This is a genomic window from Alteromonas sp. IB21 (genome assembly GCF_016405965.1).
GTDB lineage: Bacteria > Pseudomonadota > Gammaproteobacteria > Enterobacterales > Alteromonadaceae > Alteromonas.
Window position 1 is genome coordinate 75268 of sequence record NZ_JAEFCD010000005.1, and the last position, 19779, is coordinate 95046.

The 19779-nt window shown below is 43.7% G+C and carries 18 protein-coding genes and 5 tRNA genes; 21 read left to right on the forward strand and 2 right to left on the reverse strand.

The window, feature by feature from the left end; translation table 11 throughout:
• Nucleotides 1–24 precede the first annotated feature (24 nt).
• Complete coding sequence (locus JC525_RS05260) at nt 25–930, reverse strand: LysR family transcriptional regulator (protein WP_198814874.1); 906 nt, start codon at nt 928–930, stop codon at nt 25–27.
• 165 nt (nt 931–1095) lie between these two features.
• Here JC525_RS05260 and JC525_RS05265 point away from each other — a divergent pair, with 165 nt between their 5' ends.
• The 13 genes from JC525_RS05265 to JC525_RS05325 all read left to right on the forward strand — a co-directional run bounded on the left by JC525_RS05265 (nt 1096) and on the right by JC525_RS05325 (nt 12320).
• Nucleotides 1096–1545, forward strand: a complete 450-nt coding sequence (locus JC525_RS05265) for a DoxX family protein (RefSeq protein WP_198814875.1) — start codon at nt 1096–1098, stop codon at nt 1543–1545.
• A gap of 62 nt (nt 1546–1607) precedes the next feature.
• Nucleotides 1608–2462: a DODA-type extradiol aromatic ring-opening family dioxygenase gene (locus JC525_RS05270; RefSeq protein WP_198814876.1), complete on the forward strand. Its 855-nt coding sequence runs from the start codon at nt 1608–1610 to the stop codon at nt 2460–2462.
• 139 nt (nt 2463–2601) lie between these two features.
• Nucleotides 2602–2693: transfer RNA gene (locus JC525_RS05275), tRNA-Ser, on the forward strand.
• A 492-nt stretch (nt 2694–3185) separates the two neighbouring features.
• Nucleotides 3186–3277: transfer RNA gene (locus JC525_RS05280), tRNA-Ser, on the forward strand.
• Between the two features lie 462 nt (nt 3278–3739).
• The gene (gene ovoA, locus JC525_RS05285; RefSeq protein ID WP_198814877.1) at nt 3740–5851 is read left to right on the forward strand and encodes a 5-histidylcysteine sulfoxide synthase; all 2112 of its coding nucleotides are present in this window, start codon (nt 3740–3742) and stop codon (nt 5849–5851) included.
• A gap of 329 nt (nt 5852–6180) precedes the next feature.
• Nucleotides 6181–7527 carry an aminotransferase class I/II-fold pyridoxal phosphate-dependent enzyme gene (locus JC525_RS05290; protein ID WP_442859522.1) on the forward strand — a complete coding sequence of 449 codons (1347 nt, stop codon included), beginning with the start codon at nt 6181–6183 and terminating at the stop codon, nt 7525–7527.
• A gap of 175 nt (nt 7528–7702) precedes the next feature.
• Complete coding sequence (locus JC525_RS05295; RefSeq protein WP_198814878.1) at nt 7703–8434, forward strand: pirin family protein; 732 nt, start codon at nt 7703–7705, stop codon at nt 8432–8434.
• Nucleotides 8435–8624: 190 nt separating this feature from the next.
• The gene (gene uvrY / locus JC525_RS05300) at nt 8625–9269 is read left to right on the forward strand and encodes a UvrY/SirA/GacA family response regulator transcription factor (RefSeq protein WP_198814879.1); all 645 of its coding nucleotides are present in this window, start codon (nt 8625–8627) and stop codon (nt 9267–9269) included.
• Between the two features lie 31 nt (nt 9270–9300).
• On the forward strand, nt 9301–11118 hold the full coding sequence (uvrC, locus tag JC525_RS05305) for an excinuclease ABC subunit UvrC (RefSeq protein WP_198814880.1): 1818 nt from the start codon (nt 9301–9303) through the stop codon (nt 11116–11118).
• Between the two features lie 124 nt (nt 11119–11242).
• The gene (gene pgsA, locus JC525_RS05310) at nt 11243–11815 is read left to right on the forward strand and encodes a CDP-diacylglycerol--glycerol-3-phosphate 3-phosphatidyltransferase (protein ID WP_105931366.1); all 573 of its coding nucleotides are present in this window, start codon (nt 11243–11245) and stop codon (nt 11813–11815) included.
• Between the two features lie 169 nt (nt 11816–11984).
• Nucleotides 11985–12060, forward strand: a tRNA-Gly gene (locus tag JC525_RS05315).
• Nucleotides 12061–12101: 41 nt separating this feature from the next.
• Nucleotides 12102–12175: transfer RNA gene (locus JC525_RS05320), tRNA-Cys, on the forward strand.
• A 58-nt stretch (nt 12176–12233) separates the two neighbouring features.
• Nucleotides 12234–12320: transfer RNA gene (locus JC525_RS05325), tRNA-Leu, on the forward strand.
• Between the two features lie 36 nt (nt 12321–12356).
• Here JC525_RS05325 and JC525_RS05330 read toward each other — a convergent pair.
• A complete protein-coding gene (locus JC525_RS05330) occupies nt 12357–13550 on the reverse strand; it encodes an ISL3 family transposase (protein ID WP_198814881.1) in 1194 nt (397 codons plus the stop codon).
• A gap of 286 nt (nt 13551–13836) precedes the next feature.
• On the opposite strand from JC525_RS05330, the gene JC525_RS05335 reads away from it, so the two are divergent.
• The 8 genes from JC525_RS05335 to JC525_RS05370 all read left to right on the forward strand — a co-directional run bounded on the left by JC525_RS05335 (nt 13837) and on the right by JC525_RS05370 (nt 19777).
• Nucleotides 13837–14529, forward strand: a complete 693-nt coding sequence (locus JC525_RS05335; protein WP_198814956.1) for a tRNA-uridine aminocarboxypropyltransferase — start codon at nt 13837–13839, stop codon at nt 14527–14529.
• Between the two features lie 74 nt (nt 14530–14603).
• Nucleotides 14604–15101, forward strand: coding sequence for a thiol peroxidase (tpx, locus tag JC525_RS05340; protein ID WP_105931364.1), 498 nt, complete (start codon nt 14604–14606; stop codon nt 15099–15101).
• A gap of 149 nt (nt 15102–15250) precedes the next feature.
• Nucleotides 15251–16087, forward strand: a complete 837-nt coding sequence (locus tag JC525_RS05345; protein WP_198814882.1) for a sulfurtransferase — start codon at nt 15251–15253, stop codon at nt 16085–16087.
• 87 nt (nt 16088–16174) lie between these two features.
• Nucleotides 16175–16900, forward strand: coding sequence for a Sir2 family NAD+-dependent deacetylase (gene cobB, locus JC525_RS05350; protein ID WP_198814883.1), 726 nt, complete (start codon nt 16175–16177; stop codon nt 16898–16900).
• A gap of 10 nt (nt 16901–16910) precedes the next feature.
• On the forward strand, nt 16911–17537 hold the full coding sequence (locus tag JC525_RS05355; protein ID WP_198814884.1) for a LysE family translocator: 627 nt from the start codon (nt 16911–16913) through the stop codon (nt 17535–17537).
• An 80-nt stretch (nt 17538–17617) separates the two neighbouring features.
• A complete protein-coding gene (locus tag JC525_RS05360) occupies nt 17618–18349 on the forward strand; it encodes a stress protein (RefSeq protein WP_198814885.1) in 732 nt (243 codons plus the stop codon).
• Nucleotides 18342–19133, forward strand: coding sequence for a glucosaminidase domain-containing protein (locus tag JC525_RS05365; RefSeq protein ID WP_198814957.1), 792 nt, complete (start codon nt 18342–18344; stop codon nt 19131–19133). The genes JC525_RS05360 and JC525_RS05365 overlap by 8 nt, the downstream gene beginning before the upstream one ends.
• Nucleotides 19130–19777 carry a DUF2987 domain-containing protein gene (locus tag JC525_RS05370; RefSeq protein ID WP_198814886.1) on the forward strand — a complete coding sequence of 216 codons (648 nt, stop codon included), beginning with the start codon at nt 19130–19132 and terminating at the stop codon, nt 19775–19777. Before JC525_RS05365 ends, JC525_RS05370 begins: the two co-directional genes overlap by 4 nt.
• Nucleotides 19778–19779: the final 2 nt, after the last annotated feature.

The following is a 19779-nucleotide window of genomic DNA, read 5'->3' on the forward strand; positions in this document are numbered from 1 at the left end:
TGAATTGGTTATGCGTAACCATGATTACTGGTCCCAATAGGGTGTATCTTTAAAATATTCGCAGAGAAAGTCTATGAAAACCCTCAACTTATTCGATATAAGCTTTCGATGTGGGTAAACCGCATACAAAGAAATAGACTGAGGAACATAGTCTTCGAGTATTGATATGAGTTCGCCCTTTCTCAAGGCCTCCCCAGCAATGAATGTAGGCTGCAAAACGTAGCCTTCTCCTTGCTTTGCAACGTTTGTTAGTACCTCACCATTATTGGCGGTTAGCTTTGGCGTTACTTTTTGCGCGTTCGCCTTCAGGGCTGCAATGAGTGTTGACGCTTCGTTATCATAGTTCACATAAGAATATTCGAGATAGTGTTCGGGTTTAAGATCTTTTGGGTGGCGAGGTGTGCCATATTTTTGAAGGTAAGCAGGAGAGGCACAAAGCGCGAGTTTTATAGTGGTGATTCTTTTTGCAATGAGCGATGAGTTAGTAAGGTTCCCGGCCCTCAAAGCAACATCAAACCCTTCATTTACCACATCAATCTTTCTATCATTTAATTGCAAGTTTATAGAAACGTTTGGATGCGCCTGTTGAAATGCACCAAGTGCTCCAGCTAAGTGTAACGTTGAAAAAGAAACTGGTGCGCTAACATGTAATAAGCCTTTGGCCTCTGTACTCAAGAGTCCAAGCTGGCTCTCCATGTCATTCACGCTTTCAAGAATATTATTTGCGTGTTGTAAGCACTGCTGGCCCGCTTCTGTAAGATGTATTTTTCGCGTGGTGCGATTAAATAATCGGGTATCAAGTTGCTTTTCAAGCTCAGCGATATATTTGCTTACCAGCTGATTAGACGTATCGAGCTTATGTGCTGCTCTTGTAAAACTCCCTTCATTCGCAACAACACTAAATGTTTTCAGCAGAGATAACTTATCCATAATTTTTGATGATTAACAACATTATGTTGGTAATCATTCTATATTTTGTCGCTTTATTCAATAGCTGTTGGTAACTATTCTAATTGCATACGGTTAGCGAGCCACGTGGTTAAAAGTGAGTAGGTCGCTGGTCAAATCTAATACTTAATATTCGAGGATACGACAATGAACAATCAATTTATCGCAAACATTTTCACGTCTAATAACAGTTTTTCTAGCCTGGTGCTGCGTGTACCTGTGGGTATTATTCTAACCGCCCATGGGGCGCAAAAGCTCTTTGCGTGGTTCGGTGGCTACGGTCTTGAGGGCACAGGCCAATGGATGGAAAGTATAGGTCTAGCCCCAGGCTTTCTTATGGCACTACTTGCGGGGAGTGCAGAATTCTTTGGTGGGCTAGCGTTAATTTTTGGGGCGTTTACTCGTCCTGCGGCATTAGTAAGTGCATTTACAATGTTAGTAGCGATATTTAGCGTGCATGCGTCAAATGGCTTGTTTATGAGCAATAATGGTTATGAATTCGCGCTTGCATTGCTTGCTGCAACAAGTGCTTTGACCATTCAGGGCGGTGGTAAATATTCTGTTGATGGGTTTATCAGCGATAAATTTACAAAGTGAATAGAGCTAAAAATAAACGTTACTAAAACTGACCGATGTTCACGTTTATAAGGAATATATCGATGGTGGGCTCCACACAAATTACAACGGCGTATATTTCTCATGGCGGAGGTCCGCTTCCGCTTCTTGAAATGCAATCAAGCGAGGCGGTAGCGCGTCCTAAGTACCATAGAGAAATGATTGACGTTCTAACGACGCTTTCAGAAGAAATACCAAAGCCAAATGCAATAGTTGTGGTAAGCGCACATTGGGAGGCCCGTAAAATCAACGTAACAACAAACGCTTACCCAACGTTAATTTACGACTATTACGGGTTTCCTGAAGAGGCATATTCAATTAGATATGATGCGAGGGGTGAGCCTAACCTAGCTACATCAATCGTAGACGGTCTAAACAAAAAGGGAATTAATGCAAGCGGGAATGGAACACGTGGTTTTGACCACGGGATGTTTATTCCGCTTAGCATTATGTATCCGGATGCAGACATCCCCGTCGTTCAGCTTTCGCTTGCAGCAGACCTTAACGCTGCAAAGCATGTTGCACTTGGTGAAGCGTTAAGGGATATTCTGGCAGCTTATCATTCCATGGATCGGATTTTAGTGTTGGGATCAGGGTCTTCTTTTCACAATATGGAGGGCTTTTTCGATAACTCCGACGTTGCGCTAGAAAGAGCACGGAATTTTAACGCTTGGTTACAAGATACATTACATTCTAGTGCTTACAGCGAAAGCGAGCGTAAAGACTGCTTGATTGCGTGGTTTAAAGGATCGGATGCTCGATACGCACACCCGAGGGAAGAGCATTTGTTGCCCTTGCATGTTTGCTATGGACTAAACAATAGGGCGGCGGACAAAGCGATATCGCTAACCTTGCTGACCAAGCCTGCGAGCATGTTCTTGTGGCACGATACTGTGTGAACATGCCATCTTTTAACGCTCAAACACCCTGGATTTATTAAATTTTAGGCATATTGATTACCAATTGTTCGCTTGAACGTGAAAGTTTTAATTATTGCTTTACACCCTTGGTTAAATCATTAAGATACGCAGCACTTGAGGAGAGTTGGCAGAGCTCGGTTTAATGCACCTGACTTGAAATCAGACGTGGGGTCAAACCCACCGGGGGTTCGAATCCCTCACTCTCCGCCATATTACGAAAACCCGCACATAGTTGCGGGTTTTTTTGTGGGTTAAATAAAACGTCTATAGAGTGAGGGTGAGAGCCCCCGTTGTTCGACCAATCGTCGGGAACGATTGGTGCCGCCGTAGGCGCCCGAAGGGGCGGGTACAGGACGTACCCGAGCACATCCCTCACTCTCCGCCATATTACGAAAACCCGCACATAGTTGCGGGTTTTTTTGTGCATGAAACTCACTCGTTACTCAATTGAAAATAATTGATGCTAGAAATACTGATGCACGAGTACGTTAAACCCAATAGTACGCAAATTAACGCCCGCAACATACATTGCATATTGCTTTGCGAAAACATTGTTTAAACGATAATCAAGCAAAAAGGTCATGTCGTTGTTCTTGAAGCCATAAACAAAAAACGGAAGGCCAATATTTCACCAGTTGATTGATTTAATTGAAATTAGTGCTTTACAGAGACATTTAATTCATTAATATACCTCTTACTTCAGGAGAGTTGGCAGAGCTCGGTTTAATGCACCTGACTTGAAATCAGACGTGGGGTCAAACCCACCGGGGGTTCGAATCCCTCACTCTCCGCCATACCACGAAAACCCGCACATAGTTGCGGGTTTTTTTGTGGGTTAAATAAAACTTCTATAGAGTGAGGGTGAGTGCAAATACCACCACGGTCTCAAGTCGTGCTCTACCGTCACTTAATTATCACTTACTCAATGTGACGAGTGGTAAGCCGCATTGCTGTTAATTACTACTTTAGTGAATATAGTAAAACACTAATCTGCGCTAGAGTGACGGTGTTCATCATGATATGACGACCCGTTTTTATGAAATTTTTTCTGATCTCATCTTGTCTAGATCAGGTAATTACAGAACATTTCAAAGAAAATCTAGATGTATCGCGCTTTCTTCATAAAAAGCTGCTACTAATAAATAGATATACAATCAACTGAATTCACGCTGCTTAAATGAGGCTTTCCTGCTTCTATACACGCAAAACTATTTTTGTGCAGTTGGTAGTACATAAAAATAATACGAGAGGACATTATGCAGGCAATGCCCACACTCAACCTCAGGGAAGGAACGGTTGAGCAAAAAAGAAAAGAAATCAAAGCTTATTTTCTCGATTCTTTTGATACCTATGAATCACTTTTCTCTTGCCTAACTAGCGACGAAGTATTCTTTCAACGACCCGAAAAGCTTCGTCACCCATTAATTTTCTATTTTGGCCATACGGCCACTTTCTTTATTAACAAGCTTGTTTTATCTAAGGCAATTAACGAGCGAATAAATCCAAAATTTGAATCTCTGTTTGCCATTGGCGTGGATGAAATGAGTTGGGACGATCTTAACGACGCTAATTATGATTGGCCCAGCGTAGACGAGGTTCGACAATACCGAAATCAGGTTCGCACATTAGTTTGTGATTTAATTGATACCATGTCGTTTACTATGCCCATTGATTGGGATAACCCTATGTGGCCTGTCGTAATGGGTATTGAGCACGAGCGCATCCATTTAGAAACGTCGTCAGTGCTCATACGCCAACTGCCCATTGCATCTGTTCGCCCTAAAAGCGAATGGCCAGTGTGTCGAGACATGACAACAGACATTGAGCAACTGCAGGCTAATGCTTTGATTACGGTGCCGTCACAAGATGTCATTAACGAAAAGTCGTGGGACAGTGAGTATTACGGTTGGGATAACGAATATGGTTATCAGGCCGAATCGGTGAGTGAGTTCAGTGCTTCTAAGTTTTTGGTCAGCAATGGTGAGTTTTTAGCCTTTGTACTAGATGGCGGTTATAACAACGCTAAATATTGGGAAGACGAAGGCAACAAATGGCGTGAATATACAAAAGCGCAGCACCCTGTGTTTTGGATAAAAAAGGGGGACGGCTTTGCATACCGTAGCATGTTAGAAGAGCACCCATTACCATTAGACTGGCCAGTCGACGTGAATTATCACGAGGCGAAAGCCTTCTGCAATTACAAAAGTGAGTTAACCGGCGAGCTTATTCGTCTGCCTACTGAAAATGAGTGGTTGGCGCTTCGTCAACAGGCGGGCGTGACGCAAGCGGTGTACGCTGATGGATTTAATATCGCACTTCAAAAGTATGCGTCGAGCGAGCCCGTTACGGTAAACCGTTCTGGCGAATTTTTTGATGTAGTTGGCAATGTTTGGCAGTGGACTGAAACACCAATTTATCCCTTTGAAGGTTTTAAAGTTCATCCTCTTTACGATGATTTCACTACACCGACATTCGACAATAAACATAATCTTTTCAAGGGCGGAAGCTGGATTTCTACAGGCAACGAGGCGATGAAAGACAGTCGTTACGCATTTAGACGACATTTCTTTCAGCACGCAGGTTTTCGATATGTTCAAGGGAAGCGAGTAATAGCAGTGAACGATTTTGATTATGAAAGCGATACGCAAGTTTCACAGTACAGCGAATTTCATTATGGAGATGAATATTACAACGTACCTAACTTTGCTAAAGCAAGTGCGCTGTTTTGCATTAACGCTATGCAAGGAAGACCAAATACTAAAGCCCTTGATTTGGGGTGTGCGGTAGGTCGCTCATCATTTGAATTAGCCAAGCATTTCAACCATGTCGACGGTATAGATTTTTCGGCGCGCTTTATTAAAACCGCAGTTGATATGCAAGAGCGTGGCGAAATTCGTTATAACTTAATTGAGGAAGGTGAGTTGACGTCATTTAAGGCACGTAAACTTTATTCATTAGGCCTTGTCGAGTGCGCAAAAAATGTTGCATTTGCACAAGGCGATGCGTGTAACTTGAAGCCTCAGTTTACCGGTTACGATCTCATTTTCATGGGTAACTTAATTGATAGAGTGTACAGCCCAAGGAAGGTGTTGAAAGACATGGCTATGCGACTAAATAAGGGTGGCTTGTTAATTATAGCTAGTCCTTTTACTTGGCTTGAAGAATATACCGAGCGAAGTGAGTGGCTAGGTGGCTATAAGGATGAAAACGGCGAGACCTTAAGTTCAACCCAGGCTCTAGAAGATGCATTGGGTGACGGCTTTAAACGAGTGGGAGAGCCAACCGAGATCCCTTTTGTTATACGTGAAACTAAGCGTAAGTATCAACATACACTCTCAGAGTTCAGTGTGTTTGAAAAGCTAGATTAGTGAAGCAAAAGCGCTAGTTGAAATGCGAAGTTAAATACTGGGTTAAGTCGCCAAGTAACTAGGGAAACGGTCTTGACTCAGATTATTCACTCACATCCACACGATATATAACAAAAGAGGGCAGTGATAGCGTGGACCAAGAGTTAAAACAATTTTCTTTGTTTTCGTCGTTACAACATGAATTTATGCCTTACACGGATGTATGGCATTTACCCTCTCATTTAAAGCGAGACACAACGCGATTAAAGTATTCTGCCATTTTCCACCGGTTTAATATTTCTTTAAATAATCATGCAGAAGACACCTCTTCTGATAGAAGTCCTATCCCGATGTGGATAGCCGATATGGACATTCCACCTTGTGATAGCATAATCAGTGCGGTTAGCAATAATCTGCGCAGTGCCTATGGTTATCAGTCTTGTGATATCGGTGGGGCGGTTGCGAGTTGGTATGAGCGCAGCAGACCATCTAATTATAATTACAAAGTTGAAGACACTGACATAGTTGATGTGGCAAGTGTTATTAGCGCTATCGATGTGGCTCTTCGCACATTTTGCCAACCCGGCGATAAGGTAATGGTGCTAACGCCTACCTACGAGCCACTAACTTCTTCCATCAAGCGCAATGGCTTACAGCCTGTTTATATTCGATGTACAGAGCCATTCTCAGCGCGCACGACTGATCATAAAAGATCTCGTAGTTGTCAAAAATTACTAAACACAGATGCATTTGATCTCGGAGACAGTGCTAATCCCGCTATGAGAAGCAGTGTAGATTTATCTTTGCTTGATAAGTCGGCGACAGCCTTTGTTATATGCCACCCTAATAATCCAACTGGCACTGTGTTACCTCCTGTTGACCAGCAAGCGGTTTTTGAGTTTTGTCTGCAACACAATATTTTATTGATAACCGATGAAGTACACAGTGAATTTGCCTTTAACTCGGCAGATGAGCCTACGATTATTTCGATGTTTGGTATAGAGCATCAAGGCGAGGGCAAAAAGCCCGATTCTCAAACAGAAAAACACACGGCGCCTTATGCATTGCCAAGAGCGATACATTTAAACAGCGTTTCAAAGGCATTTAACTTAGCCAGTATCCCCGGTGCGTCGTATGCGGTAATCAAACATAAACAAACCAGAGAAGCGTTTGCAGAAGCTATTAGCGCTAGGCATCTAAATGCTAGCAATCTGGGCAAAGTTGCGCTCGTAGCAGCCTACAGTGAAGGTAGCCCTTGGTTGGACGAAGTAAAGGGGGCGCTGAGCTTCAATAGAAAGTTAGTTAAACGCTTTTTTCAACACTATGGCATTTCGGTTGAATATACGACGGGACGTGCCGGGTATTTTCTATGGTTAAATCTAAAATCGTTTAACGCAACATGTTCTCACTTTTCGCTATCGTCGCCTATGGATTCTGATGAAACTGGCGCCAATATAGATGAGCGGGATCAGACCTATGAAATCTCTAACTATAAGTCCTCGTCAATCAATCAGTATTCGTTTCCATTGTATTACTCTCCGGCAAGAACCGTTGAAGCATGTATTGAACGAGGCGTGATTGGTAATGACGGTGCGCTTTTCGGTGCGCCAGATCATATCCGACTCAACATTGCCTGCCACCCAGCATTAATTGAAGAAGCATTACTTCGCCTATGCTTTATTCCTCAATCTAAGTAACGCCTATCCACTTGCTTTTGTTCTTAATTTTAGAACGAAAGACTCAATAATATGACATTTTATTTCTAATAAATGGAATTAAAATTAGGTTTAAAAGAGTAAGCCGTAGTTTCTGAAAGATGTATTAAATCTATAACGCTATGGCTTATGGTTGGTGCTATATCAGGAGAACAAAATGATTTATTTGAGGCGAGCAAATGAAAGAGGCCAGGTAGATTTCGGTTGGCTAAAGAGCCAACACAGCTTCTCATTTGGCCACTTCTATGACGCGAATCACATGGGCTTTTCGGTACTGCGTGTCATTAACGATGATGTAGTGCAACCAGGCAGGGGGTTTGAGACCCACGGACACAGAGATATGGAAATCATTTCTTATGTGGTGAGCGGTGCGTTGAAGCACAAAGACAACACGGGCAATGAATATGTGGTGCCTGCTGGTGATGTACAAGTAATGAGTGCAGGTAGAGGCATTATGCACTCAGAGTTTAATCCCTCTAGTGAAGAGCCCGTAAACTTTCTGCAAATATGGATTGTGCCAAAAGTAAAAGGCGGAATACCTAGCTATGCGCAAAAAACCTTTGGTAGAAGCGCTAGTGGAAGTGACTATGAAGACTCGGAGCTTGAGTTACTGGTAAGCGATGACGGCAAAGATAGATCGTTAAAACTTAAGCAAAATGCGTCAATAAGCCGTTTAATCTTACAACCTGGTAAAGTTTGGAAACGAAATACAGAAGGTCAAAAAGGTTACCTTCATATTATTTCAGGGAAGGCAAGCATTTTCGTGCAAAGTGAAACTGAAGCGTTTGAAATGGGAACTGGCGATGCCATCGGTATTTACGAGGAAGACGGAATTGCACTCAACGCATCTCAAGATGTCGTTGCTCTATGGTTCGATTTACCAAAATGATTATCCAAACATAATTTAGATCAACAATTTAGTTTCAAATTGTGTATCTTCACTTCACGAATCTGCATCTCATGGTATGATGATTCGGTCATGGTGAAAGGTCGTTAATATCTTTTGTTGCCCGTTACCGTCAACAAAATAAACCCTGGAAACCAGATATCTATAAAACTGAAGTCAGTGAGATACTAGAGTGATAAAAATAATCCTAGCAGACGACCACGATTTGGTCAGAACAGGGATACGCCGAATTCTGGAAGACGTGAAAGATTTCTCTATTATTGCGGAAGCAAAAAATGGTGAAGACGCGGTACAGTGGTGCCGAAAAAATGCGCCAGATGTGGTACTCATGGACGTGAATATGCCTGGTATAGGCGGACTCGAAGCGACAAAAAGAATTGTCCGGATGTCTGAAAATACGCGGGTTATTTGTGTTTCGATGCATAAGGAAAGCCCCATACCTATGCAAGTTATGGATGCTGGAGCGTTCGGTTTCCTAACCAAAGACGCAGAGCCAGATGAAGTTATCCTTGCTATAAGAAAAGTAGCGGCTGGGCAGAAATACATTGATAGCGAAGTGGCAAATAGTATCGCTATCGGCAAATTGTTACCCAGTTCGGATAATCCATTTGATGAGCTTTCGAGTAGAGAACTTACTATAGCCATGCGATTAACCGAAGGTCATAAAGTGCCAGATATAGCTCGAGAGCTTTGTATTAACGCTAAAACGGTTAATACTTATCGCTACAGAATGTTTCAAAAATTAGGTGTGAGTTCAGACGTAGAGTTAACGCATTTAGCTTACCGTCACAAGCTTATCAGCCCTAATACCTTTTAAGCGTCGCAAAGCGCGCAATGTCAAGTTGATTATGTCTGCATTCGATTCAGCAGCATTTCTTAAGAATTTAACCTCTCAGCCTGGTGTGTACCGCATGTACAATAACCAGGAGGAGGTTATTTACGTAGGAAAGGCCAAAAACCTCAAAAAGCGTGTGTCGAGTTATTTTCGTACTAACTTAGACAATGCTAAAACCCGTTCGCTCGTCAGCCAGATTGCGAACATGGACGTTACTGTTGTTAACAGTGAAACAGAAGCGTTCTTACTCGAAAACAACTTCATCAAGAAGTACAAACCGCGTTACAACGTGGTCATGCGTGATGATAAATCTTATCCCTTTATCTTCTTATCAGACCACGAGCATCCGCGGCTTTCTTTCCATCGCGGTCCACAAAAAAAGAAAGGCGAATATTTTGGTCCTTATCCTAGTGCCTGGTCTGTCAGGGAAAGTTTGCGCTCAATGCAGCGTATATTCCCTGTCCGACAGTGTGAGGATAGCTACTATCGTGCGCGAAGCAGGCCTTGCCTCCAGTATCAAATGCAGCGGTGTAGCGCGCCTTGTGTTGAAGGCTATGTGAGTGATGAGGAATACAGAGAGCAGGTGAATTTTGCTCGCTTGTTCTTAAAAGGTAAGAACCAACAAGTTATTGGTGAGCTGGTGGATAAGATGGAAAAAGCCAGTGAAGCCCTAAACTTTGAAGCAGCCGCGCGTTATCGCGATCAGATAAACGCGCTTAGAAAAGTACAAGAACGTCAATGGGTAGCCGGTACACAAGATGAAATGGACGTATTCGGCTTTGCCTTTAAAGGTAATATGGCATGTATTCAAGTGATGTTTATTCGCGAGGGCCAGTTATTAGGCAGTAAAGCCTATTTTCCGAAAGTACCTAACATTGCTGATGAGCAAGAAGTGTTCGAGTCCTTCTTTTTACAGTTTTATCTGGCAGGCAACAAAGTTATACCCAAGCAAATTGTGTTAAGTAATACGCTAAGCGATGAGAGCGCGATAGCTGAAGTATTGGCCAGCGAAGCGGGGCATAAAGTGCATTTTTTCAAAGGTGCCAGAGAAGAAAAACGAAAGTACCTTCAGCTCGCCCAATCGAATGCGCAAACAGCTCTTGAGGCACAATACAGTCAGCAAAAGTCAGTCTTTGCCCGCTATCTCGATTTAGAAGCGTCCTTGGAAGTAGACACCCCCTTACAACGTATGGAGTGCTTTGATATATCTCATACCTCGGGTCAGCAGACGGTCGCGTCTTGTGTGGTGTTTAATCGCGAGGGGCCTCTTAAGAGTGACTATCGCAGATACAATATTGAGGGCATTACGCCAGGTGACGATTATGCGGCCATGGCGCAGGCGCTGAAGCGGCGCTACAAATCAGTCAAAGAAGTGCAAAAAATTCCTGATTTGCTGCTTATAGACGGTGGTAAAGGACAGCTTGCGCAAGCAGAGCAATTCTTCGAGGACTGGCCTCATGATAAAAAACCTATGCTTTTAGGTGTGGCCAAGGGGACTACACGTAAGCCCGGTTTAGAAACGCTTATCCTTGCGGGTAGTCATCAGGTGCTTCCTATGGACAGCCACTCTCCCGGACTGCATCTAATACAGCATATTCGCGATGAGTCTCACCGCTTTGCCATTACAGGGCATCGCAACCGACGTCAAAAGGTTAAAACAACCTCTAGCCTAGAAAGTATTCCTGGTATTGGTGCAAAGCGCAGGCAGTCCCTACTCAAGTTTATGGGGGGGTTACAAGGCCTCAAAAAAGCGAGTAAAGACGAAATTGCGAGCGTGCCTGGAATTAGCCCCGAGCTGGCTGATACGATTTATGACCACCTGCATCAATAAATGAACGACTAACAAGCAATACATTGCAATTTGATGTAATGTGTAACGACAATGAAAGATGCAAAGCATCTAGTCGAGCGCGCTAAACGCCCACAGAGGCATATAACACTGAGACGTAATTTTTATGTGGACTGTTCCAAACTGTATTACTTTATTTCGAGTAATTCTTATTCCTGTTTTTGTCACTGTATATTTCCTCGATTGGCGTTGGGCGCATGAAGCTGGTGCATTTATTTTTTGGCTAGCTGCCATCACAGACTGGTTCGACGGTTATCTAGCGAGAAAACTAGAACAATCCACGCCCTTCGGTGCGTTTTTAGATCCAGTAGCAGACAAATTGATTGTAGGCGCAGCACTTCTCATGATCACACATAGTTATGCAACCCTCTGGATAACATTGCCTTCGATAGCGCTACTGGTTCGTGAAATTTATGTGTCGGCACTTCGCGAATGGATGGGTTCAAACGGTGTAAGGGATGCCGTTCAAGTGTCTTTTATAGGCAAAGCAAAAACCACTGCGCAAATGTTAGCCTTAATAGGACTCTTGTCGGGCCTTGAAACGTTTATGGGCTTTCCAATCTACTGGGTTTCTTTGGGTTATATTCTTTTATATTTCGCCGCAGTGTTGTCAATTTGGTCAATGGTTGTTTATACAAAAGCAGCCTGGCCACATCTTCGCGGTAATGCGATAAAGTGAAATTGATCGCGGTTTAATCAAAGTGAATAAAAAAATAGCAAACGATCATAAAAAACCGCATTTATCTCAATTTAAACACTTTTTTGTGTTGACAGTTTTGAATGGGTAGGTAGAATGCACCCCACATTTCGAGAGGACACCAACCAAACGAAATGGTCGATTAAGACATGCGGGAATAGCTCAGTTGGTAGAGCACGACCTTGCCAAGGTCGGGGTCGCGAGTTCGAATCTCGTTTCCCGCTCCAATCTCTTACAGAGACGTTTTAATCACGCGCCAGACGCATCTGGCGGAATGGCAGAATGGCTATGCAGCGGATTGCAAATCCGTCAATCTCGGTTCGACTCCGGGTTCCGCCTCCATTAGCTGCAACGCAGCATCAGGTTCTACGCCTGACACCTTGCTAAAAAGCAACCCGATGCCCGGGTGGTGAAATTGGTAGACACAAGGGATTTAAAATCCCTCGCTGGTAACAGCGTGCCGGTTCAAGTCCGGCCCCGGGCACCACTTTTAGGCTCTACCCCATAAACGGGGGATCAGCATTCACCTTACACGATTGATAACACCATCCCATCCACAATGGGTCATCACTCTCATTCTATAGTTTTCAAAGTTTCTAAAACCATACGCTCTTCTTGATATCATTTCCATTTTGTTGTGGAAGCCTTCAGTGATCCCGTTGTTTCGTGTAAAGCGCCACATGGCGATGATAGGTTGCAACCACGAAGTTAAGGTTTTGGCCAGTGCACGAAGTGGACTGTGATGTAACTGTTCAAGCAAGTCTAAGAACCTCGGTAATGTCTTCTCCATTCGTTTTTCATTCATAGTCTTTAACAGCATATACCTGATGAGCTTCTGTTTGACCTCATACAGTGTTTTTAACACAGGATAGTCAGCTAAGTAGCGTTGTAGGTTGCTGTTATTCTCATCGCTTAAATGCCATTGATGCCGTCGCATCAAACTAAGTAAACCTCGATTCTTACGTCCTTCAGGGTGGTGTTGCTGCCACGCTTTTAAGAAGTGATGGTTTATCAAGCGCACCACATGAAAACGGTCAGCGACTATCGTAGCATTAGGGAAATAGCGTTTGGCAATACCACGATAGGTTTCCGATAAGTCCATCGCGATGAGCTTCACGTTTTCTTTATTGGGAAGGTGGCGCAGGTACGAGCGTAAACTTAATTCAGAACGTCCCAGTTTTACATCAAACACACTGCGATGTCGTAAATCTACAAACGTCGTCGCATAACCCTTCTTGCGGGTAAAAAAGTGTTCATCTATCCCCAGCATCTCTGGACAGGGACGACTGATAATCTCTTTATATTTCTGGCTGATGTGTGATTGGTACCAACGCTCTACCGTAGTGGGACTAATGCGATGTGTGCGTGAGATACCACGCTGCGTAACACCACCGTGGTGCGCTTCAAAGACTTCTAAGCGAAAGCACTCCGACGCCCGATAGCGTGGCCGGATCCCAACAAAAGGATGCCTGAAATAACGCCCACAGCATCGACAATGATACTTAGGTACCTTTAAATGTAGCGTTAGCACCTGATTACCTTGGCGCGTGTGCTTCACAGTACGCTTATGTGTGGCTTTTATGCGTAAATGTCGACTCTCACAATGCTTGCATAGCGGCTTTTTAGTGGGCTTTGCCCACACTTCAATAAAATCATGTCGATGAACACGTTCTATTTCTAACTCACTTATGCCTAAAATAGTACCTGCGTGGGACATCTGTACTCTCCATTAAATGATTCTTCGCAAAATCAGTTTAATGAATGCGGATGTCCCCCGTTAATGATGAAGAGCCCACTTTTATACTTAAAAATCAAAAACTTAGGTATACTTTAAATTACCATGGGTCGCTGTTGCGTCTTTTTGGAACATTTGCGATACCGTTTTTGCTATACCAGGCATTTCAGAATCCATTCATTTCTCGCTTATTACGCTCTTTCACCGCGTATTACTGTGGTAAGATCCGTAAAAATTTTGGCAAAGACGTACTATCTTGAATTCTGTTATGTCACTTCGTTTAGACGAATTATCTCGTTCTGAACGTCCATTTCACGCCCGTGGTAGCAAAGTAGTTCGCTGTGATGCGTGTCTGCTTCCAACGCAAAATTGTATTTGCACTTACAAGCCTGAAGCTGGCACTGACGTGGCAGTTTTATTTCTGATGTACAAAGGTGAATACTACAAGCCCACCAATACAGGGCGCTTAATTGCAGATGTAGTGAGAGATAACCACGCATTTTTATGGAAGCGCACCAAGCCTGATGACGAGCTGATGCGCATCCTTGGTGACGAAAAATACTTTCCCATTGTGGTATTTCCACACGAATATGCGGCAATTGATCGCTGTATTAACACGCCGCCATTGAATACGGGCAAAACGTTACTATTTATCTTCTTGGATGGAACATGGCGTGAAGCAAAAAAAATGTTTGCTAAGACCCCTTATTTACATAATTTTCCTGTGTTAGGCGTAAGCATGGATGCGGCTTCAGACTATTTGCTGCGAGAATCTACACATGATTTTCAACATTGTACCGCTGAGGTTGGTATTAGCGTTTTAGCTCTAGCCAATCAAAAGGAAGGAGCACAAACATTAGCGCATTATTTTAGTGTGTTTAGACGGGAATATTTAAAAGGTAAGCCTCATTTGCAGCACAAGCTTGCGTTTGCCGAAGCGCAAGTTAAAGATAGCGTATAAAAACCGTCACTTTAATTTGCGAAACTGTTGTTTTACATCCACTATTTTAATTCAATAAATCACGGAGAAAGCCAATGGCATCTGTTACTTTTCAAGGTAATGAAGTTAAAACAAAGGGTCAACTACCAGAAGTGGGATCAAGTGCACCAGCATTTACCCTTGTCAAAGCAGATTTGGGCGAAGTGACACTGTCTGAACTAGCAGGTAAAAACGTCGTTCTAAATATCTTTCCGTCCATTGATACGGGTACCTGTGCAACGTCAGTACGTAAATTCAATGAGGAAGCTTCGAAGCTAGACAATACTACAGTAATTTGTGTTTCTGCTGACTTACCATTTGCCGCTGGCCGTTTTTGTGGTGCAGAAGGCATTGAAAACGTACTTACCGGTTCTACCTTCCGTTCAAGCTTTGGCGACGATTACGGCGTGACTTTCGAGTCTGCGCCTCTAACAGGTCTTCTTTCTCGCTCAGTAGTGGTTATCGATACAGAAGGCAAGGTGATTTACACAGAGCAAGTTGCTGAAACAACGGAAGAACCTAACTACGAAGCAGCTATTGCTGCATTGGGTTAACGTTTTTTAGCGATAATTGTCCAGTGTGTGCTTTTTGATGTTAGATAATATCGCTAATAGTAGTCCGGTTTTTAGCACTATGCTTATCGCTAACTAAGGCCGGTAGTAAACAGACACCCACGTGGTTGGGTGTCATTTAGGAGAATGCTATGACGTCGGCGTTAATTTCAGTAGGTGATTTAGCCAACATAATGCAGCAAAAGCCTGTGACTCTTGTGCGGGCACTAATGGACGACCCTGTTTCTCAAACGCCTGACGCGCGAAACGCAATGGTGCTGCCAGCATCTGTCGACCTAGACTTAGACGGAGACGGAAGCGATCACACCACGGGATTTCCTCATAGCATGCCTTCTGCAGATGACCTTGCAATTTATTTGGGCAATCAAGGTATTACGGCTAACACACCAATAGCAGTATATGATACCCGTGGCATGTTCAGCGCGCCGCGAGTATGGTGGATGTTAAAAGCCATTGGTCATCAAGACGTTTACTTATTAGATGGCGGTCAACCGGCTTGGGAAAGAGCAGGTCTTCCTATCTCTGAGCAACAGCAATATGGAAAATTAACCTATCAGGCCACGCCTCGCCCAGGCTGGTTTGCAAATTCCAGTGCTGTTCTTCAGGCATTAAATACCGAAGCGCAGTTAGTTGATGCTCGTAGTGCGCTTCGTTTCAAGGGCGAGGTGCCAGAGCCTCGTCAAGGTGTGAGGTCGGGACACATGCCCGGCGCGTATAATGTTCCATTCGATACACTTCTAAATAACGGCCATTTTCTCGCCAAGGAAGAACTGAAGAAGGTTTTTGAGCAAGCAAATATCAATTTAGACAAGCCTATCATCTGTACCTGCGGTTCGGGTGTTACCGCGTGTATTATTGGCGTAGCTGCCTTGATGTGTGGAGCTACTCAAGTGTCTATTTACGATGGTTCGTGGTCGGAGTGGGGCGCTGATACACAGTTTCCAGTCGTAAACGACCATAAAAAATAGAGATGTGTGAGATGGCTGTTATTTGTTTTAACCTGAGGTAAGGTTATGATCAAATCTGCTCGCATATCTCACGTTTGAATCACATTTATGAACACTAAAAACACGCTACCAAAAATAGTTGTACTCACGGGGGCAGGTATTTCCGCAGAGTCAGGGCTCAAAACATTCCGAGACAATGACGGACTTTGGGAAAACCACCGTGTGGAAGACGTTGCCACGCCTGAAGCTTTCGAGCAAAACCCCAGCTTGGTCTACCGTTTTTACAATGCACGCCGTGCACAGCTTCAGCAAGACGATGTTAACCCTAATGCCGCTCACGTGGCGCTTGCAAAGCTTGAAAGCATATTAGGTGATAATGTAATGCTGGTTACGCAGAACGTAGACGATCTCCATGAGCGTGGAGGAAGCAAAAGTGTTTATCACATGCACGGTAAACTTCTGTCGGCCCGATGTGCTATTTCTCAGGAAACGTTTGAATGGCGCGATAGTTTTGACCATACCTCGAAATGCCCCTGCTGCAATAGGGTAACTTTACGGCCCGATATTGTATGGTTTGGTGAAATGCCCCTGTATATGGATGAAATATACAGGGCATTAGCCAACGCAGATTTATTTGTTGCTATTGGCACATCGGGCAATGTATACCCTGCGGCGGGTTTTGTTCAGATTGCAAAAGAAAGCGGTGCACACACTATTGAAGCAAATTTAGCACCGGGCGCAACAAATGCCTTATTCGATGAATCGTTAACCGGTCCTGCGTCACATATCGTTCCCCAATGGGTAGACGACTTAATTTCAAAATACGCGCGGTAGGAGACGCAAGATGCAGTATATGAACGAATTCCTTACCATTGCACTTGTGCATCTTGTTGCCGTGGCAAGCCCAGGGCCTGATTTTGCTGTAGTGGTGCGAAACAGCGTAGCGTACGGAAGACGTATCGCACTATTTACCAGTGTCGGGATCGGTTTAGCGATATTGCTACATGTGGCCTATTCGCTTGTGGGACTGAGCGTAGTTATCGCCACGACACCTTGGTTGTTTACTACCTTTAGCTATGCTGCTGCCGCATATTTGCTTTATCTTGCTTTTGGCGCGCTTAAAAGCGGGCCGGTGATGCAGGATGAAAGCCCTTCATTTGAAAAGAAGAGCAATCAAATTTCAGCTAAACGTGCGGTGTGGATGGGATTTTTAACTAATGGGCTCAACCCCAAAGCAACGCTCTTCTTTCTTTCTCTTTTTACTGCGATCATCAGCATCGATACGCCCTTTAGTGTGAAGCTAGGCTATGGTATCTACTTGGCGATTGCTACAGGGCTTTGGTTCTGTTTCCTCTCTTACCTTTTAAGCACGAGTAGAGTCGCTGAACTTATTGGCAAAAAAGGGTATTGGCTAGACCGCGCTATGGGCGTATTACTAGTCGGTTTAGCGGCAAAGCTGGTACTGGGTTAACTTTTGTTTAGCTTACAGGCAGGCATTTGTTTACGCGAATTGATATAATCCCGAAGATTTCCAGAAATTAAGAGAGTTGTGTGAAAGACGTAAACACTGACCGATTAAACAATACGTTAGCGAAACAGTATCACTTCGATATCAAGGGCTTATTGCGCCGCGCTGCTGGGTTAACAAAAGCAAATTTTTCTTCGCTATTACAAGGTAGCTTAGTGTTGTTTTTAACGTTCGTTGTGTTGGGCGTATTTGCACAGCAATACATCACTATAAACGATGATGGTACTTACGTTTTTGAGCATCAGTCTATTATAGAAATTGTGGCTATTTGCATTATTGCTCCGCTGCTAAGCGGTTTGTATATGATGGGCGTGTTCATCACGCGGGGCATCAAAACATCTGTTTTTACTGTTTTTCAGTTTTTTCCACTCGTTTTGTTGTTAGCGTTAACGCAGTTAGTGAATAGCATTCTTGTCCAGTTAGGGATGATGCTACTCATTTTACCGGGCGTGTATTTTTACTTAGCCTCGTCGTTTTCGCTGATGTTAGTGGCTGATAGGAAGCTAACGCCTATAAGCGCCATCATTTTATCTTGTCGCGTGTTTAACGCTTACTGGTCGCAAATTGCGAGTATCTTCGGTGTGTTCTTTCTACTGTTCGCGTCGGTACCGCTCACCTTTGGCCTGTCTTTAATTTGGGTGTTACCTTTTTATTTTAGTATGATGGGGTTGCTCTATCAGGAATTGATTGGCGAGCAAGGAGTAGGCACGGAAGCATCTGTAAATGATGTGAATGAGTCAAGCTTCGATGCATAAGCGAGAAACGTTTAAAATTGTCCTTATTACGTTAGGGGTTTTGGCGGTCATTGTTATTAACGCCATCATCTTTACAAAGGACGAACCGGATATTCTTGATGTTCCGCAAACGGTAAAAGATAACAAGCCGGTGCCTGATTTCTCTGCCTATACGGATGTAAAAGAAAAGAAGGAAGCGTTCTTCAATTACCTAAGACCTGAGGTAGAAAAGCAAAATGCTTATCTTTTGACACTTAGGCATTACGTGCAGACCCTTTATAGGAAAGCATTGGTAGACGAGCCACTTTCAAAAGATGATGTAGAAAGATTGGCGTGGCTTGAGGAAGAGTATCGCGTTAAGTCAACGCAGCCTCTCAAAGTAAAACTACCGGCCTTGCTGCAGAAAATAGATGTGTTACCCGTTGAATTGGTTTTAGTTCAAGCCGCGAATGAGTCAGCATGGGGAACAAGTCGCTTTGCAAGAAAAGGCTATAACTTCTTCGGCCTTTGGTGCTTTTCAAAAGGCTGTGGTTTTGTTCCAAACCGTCGAAATGAAGGCGCCTCGCACGAAGTTGCAAAGTTCGATAGCTTATCTAGGGCAACATATACTTATATGCGCAATCTAAATCGTCACGATGCTTATGCTGATTTAAGAGAAATACGCAGCCGATTGCGCGCAAACCAAATACCTATCACGGGTGTGGCATTGGCCGAAGGGCTGATGAATTACTCAGAGCGCGGAGCCGCTTATGTTGAAGAGCTTCAAACAATGATCCGATTTAACGAGGAGTTTTTATCCGAATGATACGCGCGGCACTATTTTTAGCATCATCTCTTGTTATGAGTCTGAGCAGTACACATCTTGCTGCTGAAACCATTGACGTTGAGTACAGCCGTTTCTACAGTCATGTTAAAAAGCTAGATAACGAAGATACCCAAGCGCTTCAATTTGCCTTCGGTTTTGTCCGAGTGGGAGAAGGGCGCTTATGTGGGGTTAATGCAGCATCTATTGTCACTGACAAAAAAACCATGGAGCTTGAGGTCAGCGACGAAGGCCGTTTTACTGTTCCGACGGAGAGAGCGCTTAAACTTGCCAACGCGTTAGTGCGAATCGATTTAGTTGAGCGTGCGAATGTGTGTGATATGTCGGTGCAGCTTGAGACTAAACCCGAGTATCTTAAGCAGTTTTACAAACAGGAAGAGCTTACTTTCTTATATGAACAGTACGAGGCTTTCTTTAACGAAATGGGAAGCTTTTTGTCATTCATGATGCCTTCAGTCAAAGGCCTTATGATTCAGTTTGATGATAAGAACCTAGATTTTATTACGCCGCAGGGGGTGCAGATAAATAATGGTGTTCTTCAAATTGAGCAAGATTGGATAAATGACGCAAAAGGTTTAACGTTGCCTCATGCGCCACTTCGTATTACTGCAATGGCATCAAGCTAAGT